Raw genomic sequence first — 12,714 nt, 5'->3', positions numbered from 1 at the left:
TTGTGCATGCTTCTAGAGCAAATAATCATAACCACGGGTTTTAGGTAAGATTTTGAATGCGTTGAAAAGCACTGTGTTAAAGAAATGACGTTATTAAAGGGTTAATGAGGCGGTTATTACAGCTCAAGTAATACATCATAGGATGGTTAAAAAGTTATTTTTATGGGTGTATAGCTTGATGAGTAGCTGATCTTGATCAATCACAATCGGGCTGATGAGTTTTTTATTGAAAGTTAAAGCAACATTAAACAGAAGGTGTTGATTTACGTTTGAATGAGAATTAGTCCTTAACTTATGAAAGAATATTAGTATCAGTCATTCAAATAATGGCGCGCTCGGCGGGAGTCGAACCCACGACCTTCGCCTTCGGAGGGCGACACTCTATCCAGCTGAGCTACGAGCGCTTTGTATATTGTTGCGGTATTATAACGTGATATGTTGATGAAATATTGAACTGTTTTTACTTCGGGTTTATAGGCTTAGGGTTTATAATCCTGAAAAAATATCACTAAATTGGAGTTAGTACGTGAGTGAAGATAAGAAAATTTTAAGTGACCTAGGTGTCACGATAGGTGTGTTAGTTATTATTGCTATTGTAATTTCTTTTGTAGCGATTGGCCTGGTTGACGAGAAACCGATGTCTGCAGCAGCAGAAAAAAAGGTTTTAGATAGAATTAAACCTTTAGGTGAGTTAGCAACGACGTTAGCCGAGGCTAAAAAAGCTAGTCCAATTGTTGAGCCGCCAGTGGTGGTTGCAACGGAACCTATGTCCGCAGAGCAAGTTTATAATACGGCGTGTATGGCTTGCCATTCAACAGGAGTGGCGGGCGCACCTAAAACAGGTGATGTGGCAGCTTGGGCGCCTCGTATTGCACAAGGTGAATCAGTGCTCTTTGAGCATGCGACAAAAGGCTTTAAAGGCATGCCTGCACGAGGTGGTTCTGCTCAATTATCTGATGCAGATGTGACCGCCGCTATTGATTATATGGTTGAGAGAAGTCAGTAACTTAATTTAATAAACTTTTCATAAGGGCCAGGCTTTCCTGGCCTTTTTTCTTTTGTTCTTCTGGGTTTTTCTTTTGGACGGCGGCCCAATCTAAATCGTCGACGGGCAGTTCGGTTAAGAAACGGCTGGGTTCTGTTGATGAAACATCACCGTATTTCTTTCGTTGCGCGCAATAACTAAAGGTGAGCTGTTGTTGGGCTCTTGTAATGCCAACGTAAGCCAGTCGTCGTTCTTCTTCAATTTGATCAGTATCAATGCTGTTTTGATGAGGCAGGATGCCTTCTTCCATGCCAATTAAATAGACGTAAGGGAACTCAAGTCCTTTTGCGGCGTGTAAGGTCATGAGTTTTATTTGGTCAGTTTTTTCTTCTTCCTCGTTGCGCTCTAAGCTGTCGAGCAACATCATGCGTGACACAATATCGCCCAAGCTGCGCTCTTCTTGTGACTTTTTAGCGCTGTTTTCAATCCATTTTATTAGCTCTAATACATTGTTTATTTTTCTTTCTGCCTGTTTGTCGCTATTGGCATGAGTTTTAATCCAATCGTAATACTCAATGTGTTGAAGCATTTCATGAAGGATGGCAATCGGGTCTTCTTGTTGTGTTCTATCAGATAAGCTAACAATCCAGTCGCAGAAAGAGCGCAGTTTGTAATAGGTTCGTTCGTTTAACTGTTGTTCAAGCCCTATTTCAAAACAAGCATCAAATAAACTAATGTGGCGACTATTGGCATAAAGGGCGAGTTTTTCGACAGTGCTGGTGCCAATTTCACGGCGGGGTGTATTAATAACTCGGAGAAAAGCACTGTTGTCATCTGGGTTAATAAGCAGTTTGATATAACACAGGGTGTCTTTTATCTCAGCATGGGAAAAAAATGAAGTGCCGCCGCTGATGGCATACGGTAACGATAATTCCCGTAGGCTTTTTTCTAACAGTCTTGCTTGGTGGTTGCTTCGGTAGAGGATAGCAAAGTCAGCATTGCTGGCCCGGTGTTTAAATTTTATACGAGAAATTTCGGCCGCGATTTGTTGTGACTCCGAAAACTCATCTTTACATCTGATGACGTTAATTTTCTCATCACTTTTAATGTTGCTCCAAAGGTTCTTTTCATATAAATGCGGGTTGTTGCTAATGAGTTGGTTAGCTGCTTTTAAAATACGTTGATTAGAGCGATAGTTTTGTTCGAGTTTAATGATCTCTAATCTAGGGAAATCCTTTTTTAGTGTGAAGAGGTTTTCTGGGTTAGCCCCTCGCCACGCGTAAATGGATTGATCGTCGTCACCAACGACGGTGAATTGTCCTATGGCGCCAACTAAATGCTTAAAAAACTCATATTGCGTGGTGTTTGTATCTTGATATTCATCGAGTAAAAGGTAACGAGTACTGTTTTGCCACTTTTCTAATACTGACGGGTGTTCGTTAAAAAGGACTAACGGCGTTAAGATTAAATCATCAAAATCGACCGCATTGCATACGCGGTTATATTGCTGATATTGTTCATATAATGCAGCAGCAAACTGCTGTTGAGCGTCTTCAGCTAAAGACATGGCTTGTGCTGGCAAGATCGCTTGGTTTTTCCAGTCGGATATTTGCCACGAAAGAGGTGATATTTGAGCTTTATCTAACTGATGTTGGCTATTATCTAAAATATCTTGTAGGACCTTAAATTTATCCTGTTCATCTAAAATGCTAATGTTCTTTTTAAAGCCAAGTGTTTGATACTCCTTGCGAATAATATCAAGACCTAGGGAGTGAAATGTTGATATGCGAATGCCTTTTGTTTTTTTTGACGAACAGAGTTTGTCAACACGTGATCGCATTTCTCTTGCAGCCTTATTGGTAAAGGTAACGGCGGTAATATGTTTGGCTTCAACACCGTTACTAATAAGGTGTGATATTTTTTCGGTAATGACGCGGGTTTTTCCGCTGCCAGCACCTGCAATAACAAGTAAGGGGGTGTCCGTTGTGATAACAGCTTTGTGTTGTTCTGGGTTTAGTTTGGGCACGGCGACTTAAAAGATGAGTTTGGGAGCAAATTTTACTCGTTCTTTATGATATTTTCAGCGCTTTATGTGACGCGTTTATCCATGCGGCGATAGCTTAAGGCTTCAGTTAAGTGGTGGCGTTGAATATTAGTTTGATGGTCCATATCGGCGATGGTTCGCGAGACACGTAAAATGCGATGATAGGCACGGTGCGATAAACCCAGTTTTTCAATTGCTTGCTCTAGTAGCTGATGATCTTCATCGCTTATTTGGCAATGTTGTTTGATCTGTGCAGTGGATAATAATTCGTTGAGTTGACCTTGTCGTTTTAGTGCTTTTATTTGCGAGTGATGCACCCGTAAAGCAATTTGTGCACTACTTTGCTCACCTCCGTTAGTGCCTTTACGTAGCATTTCACTGGAAATACGGGGTACCTCAATATGCATATCAATTCTGTCGAGCAAGGGGCCGGATATTTTGTTTCGATAACGGCTGATTTGAACAGGGTTACATTGGCATCGTTGAGAAGTATCACCAAGGTAACCGCAAGGGCATGGATTCATCGCGGCGATAAGTTGGAAGCGAGCAGGAAATTCTGTTTGGTGGTTAGCGCGGGAGATGGATATTTTTCCATTTTCAATAGGTTCGCGTAATACCTCTAAGACTTTACGGTCAAATTCGGGGAGTTCGTCTAAAAATAAAACGCCGTGATGCGCGAGCGATACTTCGCCGGGTTTTGGCGAACTGCCACCACCGACCAAAGCAACAGATGAAGCGCTATGGTGAGGAGATCTAAAAGGAGGCATCCGCCACTGGTGAGTATCCAGGTTGTGCTGACTAATAGAGTAAATTGAGGCGGTCTCAATGGCCTCTTCTTCGCTTAGTAGCGGCAAGATGCTTGGTAATCGAGCAGCAAGCATTGATTTGCCGGTTCCTGGGGGACCAAGCATTAATAGGCTGTGGCGTCCAGCAGCGGCAATTTCTAGTGCGCGTTTGGTGTGTTGCTGACCGTGAACGTCTGAAAAGTCGAGAGTATTTATTGAGGGAGAGGTTACATCATTTTTAGGTTTAAAAAGAGGCAGTTCTTGCTGTCCATGAAGGTGCGAGCAAACAGCTAGCAGATGGGGGGCGCCAATAATATCAACACTTGAGATGAGCGCTGCTTCGTGTTGATTATGGGTGGGTAAGCAGAGTGTTCGATGGCTTGTTTGGCAGGCTATAGCTGTGGGTAATGCGCCTTTAATGGCTCTTAATTCACCGCTTAGCGATAATTCGCCAAGAAACTCATAATCAAGCAGCTTGTCGTTGGGTATCTGGCCAGAGGCTGCAAGAATACTAAGCGCTATGGGTAAATCGAATCGCCCGCCTTCTTTGGGTAAATCAGCAGGTGCTAAGTTAATGGTGATGCGCTTAGCAGGAAACTCAAATTGACAATTGAGAATAGCGCTGCGTACGCGATCTTTACTTTCTTTAACAGCCGCCTCAGGTAAGCCAACAATATTTAGGCTGGGTAAACCGTTTGCTAGGTGCGCTTCAACGGTTACTAATGGCGCATTAATGCCAGTGGAGCTGCGCGTTAGAGTAGTAGCTAGTGACATGGTGGAATCCTTTCCTTAACAGCATGATTTAATGAGGAAGCTTTAGGTGTTATTGTTTTCCGTCAATTCATTAAGAGTTTGTTCAAGCGCATCTAACTTCTCACGTGTTCTCGCAAGCACAGCACTTTGTACATCAAACTCTTCACGCGTAACTAAGTCTAACTTAGCAAACTGTTGTTGCAAAATTGATCTAAAGTTTTTTTCGGTTTCACTTTTAATGCTTGCAAGGTCGTTGGGTAAGTGGTCGATCAGCGACTGGGTAATGCTTTCAATTATAGTTGGGTTAATCATAGCTATATAGGGTATATGAAATTTATTTAATGCACCGGTTAGGTGCGTGAAAAACAAAAAAGGCCGTAATTAGTGCGGTTTTGTTGTTTTTTTTTAGTAAAAAAGCTTGATTTTGGCCATTTGTGCTACAATAACAACAAATACCGTTTATGCAAAAAACACTTTAAAGCTTGGACGGTATCATAATTTATCAACAACAAGGAATGAAAATGAAATTATTAAAAACAACTGCAGTTGCTGGCTTATTGGTTGCTTCAAGTGCAGCAAGTGCTATCGAAATCAGCGGCAACGTTGCTTTAACAACAGACTATATCTGGCGTGGTATGTCTCAAACTGACGGTTCACCAGCGATTCAAGGTGGATTTGATGCGGACTTAGGTAATGGCGTATATGCTGGTGTTTGGGGTTCAAATGTTGATTTTGATTCTGACGAAAGCATGGAATTTGATGTTTATGCTGGTTGGGCTGGTGAGTTCAATGGCGTTGGTGTTGATATTGGTGCTATCCATTACGCATACCCAACATCAGGAACAGAGACAGATTTCACGGAAGTTTATGTAGGTCTTTCAATGGGTCCTGCTTCTTTGACTCAGTATTTTGGTGTTGATTTAGGCAGCGATGACCTTGGTGATTACCGTTTAGGTAACTACACAGACCTAGGTCTTGATCTTGGCGAGTACAACGGTATCGCTTTTGCTGCTCATGTTGGCTACTATGATTTACAAGCTGACTCAAGTGACTACTGGGATTGGAAATTAGCTGCATCTACTACTTACATGGGTGTTGATGTAGAAGTTGCTTACACAGATGTTGATACTAACTCAGACAATGTAAGCGATGCACGTGGTGCATCTGACGATGCTGCATATGTATTAACTGTTTCTAAGTCTCTATAAGACTGAGTTCAAGCAGAGCTTCTCTGCTTATTTAACTTGTTTTACCCTAACGGGTAATGAGTTAAGCAGTTTAAAAACACCCCTCCTTGAGGGGTGTTTTTTTATGCCCAACGTAAATAATAAACTGGTTATAGCTGGTTCATTGGCTGCACTAATATGGGGCAATATTTGATTTTAGAGTTTTCCTCGCTCGGCTTTTTATCAGTTAACTATTTGAATGTTAACGTTTTTTTAAATATGGCATGCCCTATGCATTATTATCCCCGTCAATAAGACATCAAAGAAAAGAGGAACAATAATGAAACTAGTAACAGCTGTATTAAAGCCTTTTAAATTAGATGATGTTCGCGAAGCGTTATCTGATATTGGGGTTTCCGGCATTACCGTCACTGAAGTTAAAGGTTTCGGTCGCCAAAAGGGTCATACGGAACTCTATCGTGGTTCTGAGTATGTTGTGGACTTTTTGCCTAAAGTAAAAGTTGAGATTGCCTTGTCAGATGAGCAAGTTGAGGAAGCAGTCGATTCAATTATTAAAGCGGCAAACACTGGAAAAATTGGAGACGGCAAAATTTTCATAACTGAGCTTGAAAAAGTTGTTCGTATCCGTACTGGTGAAACTGGCGCTGAAGCGCTTTAATTTAAATAATTGGAGGATCTCAACGTGGATCAAATACTAGAGTTACAATATGCGCTAGATACGTTTTATTTCTTAATGTGTGGTGCGCTTGTTATGTGGATGGCAGCTGGCTTTTCAATGTTAGAGGCAGGTCTTGTTCGTTCAAAAAATACAGCAGAAATTTTAACTAAGAACGTAGCGTTATTTGCTGTTTCATGCATTATGTATTTAGTGTATGGCTATGAAATTATGTATGGTGGCGGTGCCATGTTAAGTGGTATTGAGCTAGACGGCGCTGCAACTGCTGATGCTTTGACAGCTACTGTTTTAGCAGAATCAAAAGAAGCCGGGTTTGATGGCGGTTCTGTATATTCAAATGCCTCAGACTTTTTCTTCCAAGTGGTGTTCGTTGCTACAGCAATGTCGATCGTTTCAGGTGCGGTTGCTGAACGTATGAAGTTATGGGCATTCTTGGCCTTTGCTGTCGTGATGACAGGCGTGATTTATCCTATGGAAGGTTCATGGACATGGAACGGTGCAGATGTCTTTGGCATGTATAACCTAGGCGACCTTGGCTTTTCAGATTTTGCAGGATCAGGCATTGTACATATGGCTGGTGCAGCTGCAGCGTTAGCAGGTGTTTTATTGCTGGGTGCTCGTAAAGGAAAATATGGAGCTAATGGTGAAATTCACCCTATTCCCGGAGCAAACTTACCCCTAGCTACATTGGGTACATTTATTTTATGGATGGGCTGGTTTGGCTTTAACGGTGGTTCTGTGTTGAAGCTAGGTGATATCGCGAGTGCTAACTCCGTAGCGATGGTGTTTTTAAACACGAATGCTGCGGCCGCTGGTGGTGCGATGGCGTCATTAATCATGGCCAGAATAATGTTTGGTAAAGCTGATTTAACGATGTTATTAAACGGTGCATTAGCAGGACTTGTTGCGATTACTGCTGAGCCTTCAACACCGACTGCGTTGCAAGCTACTTTATTTGGTGCAGCTGGCGGTGTTTTGGTTGTCTTATCAATTGTGACACTTGACCGATTAAAAATAGATGATCCTGTAGGTGCTATCTCAGTACACGGTACTTGTGGCCTATTAGGGCTTTTATTGGTGCCGTTAACAAATGATGGTTCAAGCTTTTCTGGTCAATTGATCGGCGCGGCAACTATTTTTGTTTGGGTGTTTGTTGCAAGCCTTGTTGTTTGGGGTGTGTTGAAAGCTGTAATGGGTATTCGTGTTTCAGCTGAAGAAGAATATGAAGGTGTTGACCTTAGTGAATGTGGTATGGAAGCATATCCAGAGTTTACTAATAAATAAACGACATATTTAAGTGATACAAAAAAGGGCGCTTAAGCGCCCTTTTTTGTATTTGAAAGAAACCTTACTCAGTTAATAGTGTTTGTGCTTCGCGGTATTTAGCCGCTGTTTTATTTGCGATTTCCGCTGGTAAGGTAGGTCCTGGGTTTGTTTTATCCCAATCTAAGGTTTCTAGGTAGTCACGAACGATCTGCTTGTCAAAGCTAGCAGGACTTGTGCCCACTTTATATTCTTTTGCATCCCAAAAACGTGATGAGTCAGGTGTTAACACTTCATCAATAAGGTGTAGCACGCCATTGTCATCTAAACCAAATTCAAATTTAGTATCAGCGATAATAATATTACGTTCTAAGGCGTATTGAGCAGCCGTTTTATATAAGGTTAAGCTGATATCACGCACTTGCTTCGCTAAATCTTCACCTAATAGTTGAATAGTCTCTGCGTAAGAAATGTTTTCATCGTGATCGCCAACTGCTGCTTTAGTTGAAGGTGTGTAAAGCGGCTCAGAGAGTTGTGAGGCTTGTTGTAAATTTTCAGGTAATTGAATACCGCATACCTGTCCTGACTTTTGATAGTCTTTCCAACCAGAACCTATTAGGTAGCCACGAACGATAGCTTCAATAGGTAATGGTTTTAGTTTTTTTACAATGATCCCACGTTTTTCAAGGCGCTGGCAGTCTTTCTCATCATCTAATACTTGATTAAGTGTTAATTTAGATAATTGATTAGGGATTAGGTGGGCTAATTTTTCAAACCAAAAATTGGAGACTTCGTTTAGCACAATCCCCTTGCCAGGAATAGGATCGGGTAGAATAACGTCAAACGCAGATAAACGATCGGTGGTAACAATTAACATGTGCTTATCATCAATATCATAAATGTCGCGAACTTTTCCTTTATGGATAAGTGGCAGGCTGTTTAGGTTGGCATCGAGTAAGGAAGCTGGAATAGTCATTTGATTTAGTATGCTTAGTAAAAAAGCTGCTAATGATCTAATTTTATTAAGAATTTTGCAAGTAAAAGGTGTGAAACGATGAGATGGACGGGTAAATTATTAGGCGCTGTTTTTGGTTATATGACGTTTGGTGCTTTAGGTGCGCTACTGGGTGTCTATATTGGTCATAAATTTGATACAGGTATGGCACAGAATCCATTTGATCCAGAGCGCCAGCAACGAACAAAAAAGATATTTTTTAAATCTACATTCGCGATCATGGGGCACCTTGCTAAAGCGGATGGGCAGGTGTCTAAAGAAGAAATTCAAATGGCTCAGCAGGTAATGGCTCAAATGGAGCTATCCGCGGCGATGAAAAAAGAGGCTGTTAATGAATTTAATCGCGGAAAAGCCCCTGAGTTTAATTTAGATGCCGAGCTGGATGAATTTAAACAGGCCTGCCAGCGGCAAAAGAACTTAATTCGCATGTTTATTGAAGTGCAGCTTCAAGCAGCTTATGCAGACGGAGAGCTAGATGATGCGGAAGATCAAATATTAGCGCATATTTGTGGACGTTTAGGTATTCCTCAGTTTGCATATGAGCAGCTAAAGCGTATGTTGGGAGCGAGTCAACGACGGGGGGCGCATCAACAAAGCCGATCAACACCAGAGGAGGCCTACGCTATTCTGGGAGTGAGTGAGTCTGCAAGCGATGCGGAAGTAAAAAAAGCGTATCGACGCTTAATTAGCCAACATCATCCCGATAAATTGGTATCAAAAGGCTTACCTGATGAGATGATGAAGATAGCAAAAGAAAAGACGCAGCAAATCACAGAAGCTTACGATACCATCAGAGACCTTCGAAAGGCAGCTTGAGCTTTTTAATGTTTGAGCTATATTCAATTGACAATACACTAAATATATAAGGCTTCGCCATGGAATGGCTAAGGGTTTAACGTTTATGGATGAACAAAATCTCAATCTGCAATCAATACCAACGAGAGGGGCGCAATACTTTAGCGATGATGTTCGTCATTATCAGCAATTATTTGATTTAAACCTTAACCCCATGATGGTGTACTGTGATGACGGCTTGATTGAATTAAATAAGGCCGCGCTGCAGATGTTTAATGCAGCTTCTCGAGATGTGTTACTGGGTCTTCATTTGTTTTCGCTGGCGCCAGACTGTCAACCGAATGGGGTTGCTTCAAAAGAACTTTTTAGCCATTTACTGCAAGAGGCTACTTCAAAAGGTAGTGCAAATATTCAATGCATCTGTAAAAGATTTGATAGCGATGACGAGTTCCCTGTGGAAATGGTGATGAGCTTGTTAGGTTTGTCCGACCAAACCTTATATCAGGTGACGCTGGCTGACTTATCACACCAGCAGCGCTGGCAAAATGCGCTTCAGGTTGAAAAAAAACACGTCGAATTAACGTTGAAGCACGTCGATAACGCAGTCATAACGGCATCACAAAATGGTCTGGTGACGTATATAAATGAGGCGGCCTGTCAATTGACCGGTTGGAATTACTCAGAAGCGATAGGCGTGCCGGTTAAACGTGTGGTTTGTTTAGTAAAAAAAGCCTCGAATACGTTGCTGAGTTATTACTCTAGCGATGAAGGTAGGTCGTTTAATAGTGTTGAACAGCTCCCTCGTAATGTCATGCTTGTGACGAAAGGCGGTCAACGAGTCCCTGTGCATGGGAAGGTGTCTACTCTAGAGGGGGCAGGTGAGTTTACTACGGGGTGTGTCATTACACTCGTCGATACAACCGAGCATTCAGCTTACAGTGAAGAAATGATATGGCATGCAACGCACGATATGTTGACGCGTTTGCCTAATAGGGCCTTGTTAACAGACCGTTTTGAGCAGGCGCTTCATTTGGCATCGAGACATGGCACTAATTTGGCTGTTTGTATGATGGATCTAGATGAGTTTAAGCCGGTCAATGATACTTATGGCCATGAAGTAGGGGATAAACTATTAATTGAAGTGGCAAGCCGTCTGAAAAAACAACTTCGCCAGGAGGATACTGTTGCCCGGTTAGGTGGTGATGAATTTGTTATTTTGATCGGTGAGGTAAGTCAAAAACCAGCGTTAGTGCAAGCCTTGTATCGTTTAAAAGCTGCGGTGTCTGCGCCTTATCGGATTGATAATAAAACCATAGAAATCTCTTGCAGTATTGGCGTGGCAAACTATTCGGGTGAAAAAGTAAATGCTGATACGTTATTGCGACAAGCTGATCAGGCGATGTATGACGCTAAACAATCAGGCCGAAATAGAATTCATTGGTTTGATGTGGAGCAGAACCAAAAAGCGCATGATTCCGAAAAAGTTATTAAGCGAATTGAGCGCGCACTAGCGGCTGGTGAGTTTGAGCTGCATTATCAGCCCCAAGTAAATATGAGAACCGCTGAGGTTGTTGGTATGGAGGGTTTGCTACGATGGCGACACCCTGAAAAAGGCCTGATACTACCAATGGAATTTTTGCCAATCATCGAGCAGCATGAGTTAATCATCAGCTTGGGCGAATGGGTGATAGCATCAGCATTAGAGCAACTATCGGTTTGGCAAAAGCAGGGTAAGCAGTGGACGGTGAGCGTCAATATTGCAGCAAAACATTTTCATTTGCCTAGTTTTTATAGACGATTGAGAGATAGCTTAAAACAATACGCCAATGTGGAGCCAAATAAGTTTGAAATAGAAATACTAGAGTCGGCAGCGCTGGGGGATATTCAACACGTACAGGCAGCTATTAACAACTGTAAAGGCTTAGGTGTGCGTTTTGCGTTGGATGATTTCGGTACAGGGTACTCATCGTTAGGTTACTTGAAGCGATTACCTGCCGATAGGCTAAAAATAGACCAATCATTTGTAAGTGATATTTTGAATGATAAAGAAGATCTGGCGCTTGTGCAGGCGATTATAAGCTTAGCGACGACATTTGAACGAGAGGTGCTAGCAGAGGGTGTCGAAACCGCTGAGCAGGGAGGGCTCTTGATGCGTTTAGGCTGTGATGTTGCGCAAGGGGATGGGATCGCAAAGGCAATGCCGGCAGAAGCGGTAATGGCTTGGTCAGAAAAATTCACACCTGATGCGAGATGGAGCGTTTGGTCAGAAACGGAATGGGATCTCAAGGTGTTTCCGTTATTGGTAGCGCAGTACGACATTCGTGAATGGGTTAATAATGTACTGAACCCAATTGAAGACGAAACATTAGCTGCTGAAAAAGCGCTACTAAGTGATGAAAATAGGTGCCGTTTTGGGGCTTGGTATCATTCAGATGGGTTAAAGCAGTATGGTCACTTAGCCAACTTTGGAGCTATAGACAAGCTGCATCGGCGTTTACACAGCGTAGGCGACCAAGTTATACAATTGTATAAAGCGCATCATAAGCAAGAAGCAAAAGAAAAGTGTGCAGAACTTCGTGAGATCAAAGATGAATTGCTGTCGATATTGGATGAACTGCAATTAAAGGTGTTTTCAAGCTAACGCCTTTGTGGGGCGATAAAAAACTGTTGTTCTACGACTCTACTCGTTAAAATTAAATGTATTTTAATCCAATGAACAGGAGGTGCTATGCCATCATTTGATGTGGTTTCGGAAGTCGATACACACGAATTAACCAATGCGGTTGATCAGGCAAACAAAGAAGTGAGTACGCGTTTTGATTTTAAAGGGACTGATGCCTCTTTTGAATTAGCTCAACATGAGGTTGTTCTAAGTGGTGAATCAACATTTCAATTGGGTCAGATGCTGGATATTTTTCGCATAAAATTATCTCGTCGGGGTGTTGATGTTGACTGTATGGACGTACAGAAGGCCGAAGAATCAGGCTTAAGGGTGCGCCAAAAAGTGATTATCAAAGAAGGCTTGGATAGCGAATCGGCTAAGAAAATAACCAAGTTAATTAAAGAAAAAAAATTAAAAGTCCAAGCGCAAATTCAAAAGGAACAAGTTCGTGTAACGGGTAAGAAGCGCGATGAGTTACAAGCGGTAATGGCTTTATTAAAAGCGGAAGACTTAGGTATTCCATTACAGTTTAAGAATTTCCGCGATTAG

At 42.0% G+C, this 12,714-nt stretch carries 11 protein-coding genes and 1 tRNA gene; 7 read left to right on the top strand and 5 right to left on the bottom strand.

Annotated features, from left to right (window positions below):
• Positions 1–327 precede the first annotated feature (327 nt).
• Positions 328–404 (bottom strand) — tRNA-Arg (locus Q91_RS10225).
• 122 nt (positions 405–526) lie between these two features.
• On the opposite strand from Q91_RS10225, the gene Q91_RS10220 reads away from it, so the two are divergent.
• Positions 527–1,006, top strand: coding sequence for a cytochrome c5 family protein (locus tag Q91_RS10220; protein ID WP_015006822.1), 480 nt, complete (start codon positions 527–529; stop codon positions 1,004–1,006).
• 1 nt (position 1,007) lies between these two features.
• On the opposite strand, the gene Q91_RS10215 is transcribed toward Q91_RS10220, so the two are convergent.
• From Q91_RS10215 to Q91_RS10205, 3 genes are all read right to left on the bottom strand, one after another.
• Positions 1,008–3,011, bottom strand: coding sequence for a UvrD-helicase domain-containing protein (locus Q91_RS10215; protein WP_015006821.1), 2,004 nt, complete (start codon positions 3,009–3,011; stop codon positions 1,008–1,010).
• Positions 3,012–3,073: 62 nt separating this feature from the next.
• Positions 3,074–4,588: a YifB family Mg chelatase-like AAA ATPase gene (locus Q91_RS10210; protein WP_015006820.1), complete on the bottom strand. Its 1,515-nt coding sequence runs from the start codon at positions 4,586–4,588 to the stop codon at positions 3,074–3,076.
• Between the two features lie 42 nt (positions 4,589–4,630).
• Entirely contained in the window at positions 4,631–4,879 is a 249-nt protein-coding gene (locus Q91_RS10205; RefSeq protein ID WP_015006819.1) for an accessory factor UbiK family protein, read from the bottom strand.
• A gap of 209 nt (positions 4,880–5,088) precedes the next feature.
• Here Q91_RS10205 and Q91_RS10200 point away from each other — a divergent pair, with 209 nt between their 5' ends.
• From Q91_RS10200 to Q91_RS10190, 3 genes are all read left to right on the top strand, one after another.
• Positions 5,089–5,775: a TorF family putative porin gene (locus Q91_RS10200; RefSeq protein WP_015006818.1), complete on the top strand. Its 687-nt coding sequence runs from the start codon at positions 5,089–5,091 to the stop codon at positions 5,773–5,775.
• Positions 5,776–6,073: 298 nt separating this feature from the next.
• Positions 6,074–6,412, top strand: a complete 339-nt coding sequence (gene glnK, locus Q91_RS10195) for a P-II family nitrogen regulator (protein ID WP_015006817.1) — start codon at positions 6,074–6,076, stop codon at positions 6,410–6,412.
• 24 nt (positions 6,413–6,436) lie between these two features.
• Positions 6,437–7,714 (top strand): ammonium transporter, encoded by a 1,278-nt coding sequence (locus tag Q91_RS10190; protein ID WP_015006816.1) that lies wholly within the window; start codon positions 6,437–6,439, stop codon positions 7,712–7,714.
• Positions 7,715–7,778: 64 nt separating this feature from the next.
• On the opposite strand, the gene Q91_RS10185 is transcribed toward Q91_RS10190, so the two are convergent.
• Positions 7,779–8,669: a phosphoribosylaminoimidazolesuccinocarboxamide synthase gene (locus Q91_RS10185; RefSeq protein WP_015006815.1), complete on the bottom strand. Its 891-nt coding sequence runs from the start codon at positions 8,667–8,669 to the stop codon at positions 7,779–7,781.
• Between the two features lie 78 nt (positions 8,670–8,747).
• On the opposite strand from Q91_RS10185, the gene djlA reads away from it, so the two are divergent.
• The 3 genes from djlA (at position 8,748) to Q91_RS10170 (ending at position 12,714) form a co-directional block, all read left to right on the top strand.
• Positions 8,748–9,524: a co-chaperone DjlA gene (gene djlA / locus Q91_RS10180; protein WP_015006814.1), complete on the top strand. Its 777-nt coding sequence runs from the start codon at positions 8,748–8,750 to the stop codon at positions 9,522–9,524.
• A 64-nt stretch (positions 9,525–9,588) separates the two neighbouring features.
• Positions 9,589–12,144, top strand: a complete 2,556-nt coding sequence (locus Q91_RS10175; RefSeq protein ID WP_015006813.1) for an EAL domain-containing protein — start codon at positions 9,589–9,591, stop codon at positions 12,142–12,144.
• An 87-nt stretch (positions 12,145–12,231) separates the two neighbouring features.
• On the top strand, positions 12,232–12,714 hold the full coding sequence (locus Q91_RS10170) for a YajQ family cyclic di-GMP-binding protein (RefSeq protein ID WP_015006812.1): 483 nt from the start codon (positions 12,232–12,234) through the stop codon (positions 12,712–12,714).

Source organism: Cycloclasticus sp. P1 (genome assembly GCF_000299965.1).
Classification (GTDB): Bacteria; Pseudomonadota; Gammaproteobacteria; order Methylococcales; family Cycloclasticaceae; genus Cycloclasticus; species Cycloclasticus pugetii.
This window is presented reverse-complemented; position numbering and strand designations above follow the sequence as displayed.

What these genes read in the sequence shown, in the direction of transcription:
- glnK (WP_015006817.1), top strand. Translation starts at nt 6,074, where the DNA reads ATGAAACTAGTAACAGCTGTATTAAAGCCTTTTAAATTAGATGATGTT.
- Q91_RS10185 (WP_015006815.1), bottom strand. Translation starts at nt 8,669, where the DNA reads ATGACTATTCCAGCTTCCTTACTCGATGCCAACCTAAACAGCCTGCCA.
- Q91_RS10170 (WP_015006812.1), top strand. Translation starts at nt 12,232, where the DNA reads ATGCCATCATTTGATGTGGTTTCGGAAGTCGATACACACGAATTAACC.
- djlA (WP_015006814.1), top strand. Translation starts at nt 8,748, where the DNA reads ATGAGATGGACGGGTAAATTATTAGGCGCTGTTTTTGGTTATATGACG.
- Q91_RS10175 (WP_015006813.1), top strand. Translation starts at nt 9,589, where the DNA reads ATGGCTAAGGGTTTAACGTTTATGGATGAACAAAATCTCAATCTGCAA.
- Q91_RS10200 (WP_015006818.1), top strand. Translation starts at nt 5,089, where the DNA reads ATGAAATTATTAAAAACAACTGCAGTTGCTGGCTTATTGGTTGCTTCA.
- Q91_RS10210 (WP_015006820.1), bottom strand. Translation starts at nt 4,588, where the DNA reads ATGTCACTAGCTACTACTCTAACGCGCAGCTCCACTGGCATTAATGCG.
- Q91_RS10205 (WP_015006819.1), bottom strand. Translation starts at nt 4,879, where the DNA reads ATGATTAACCCAACTATAATTGAAAGCATTACCCAGTCGCTGATCGAC.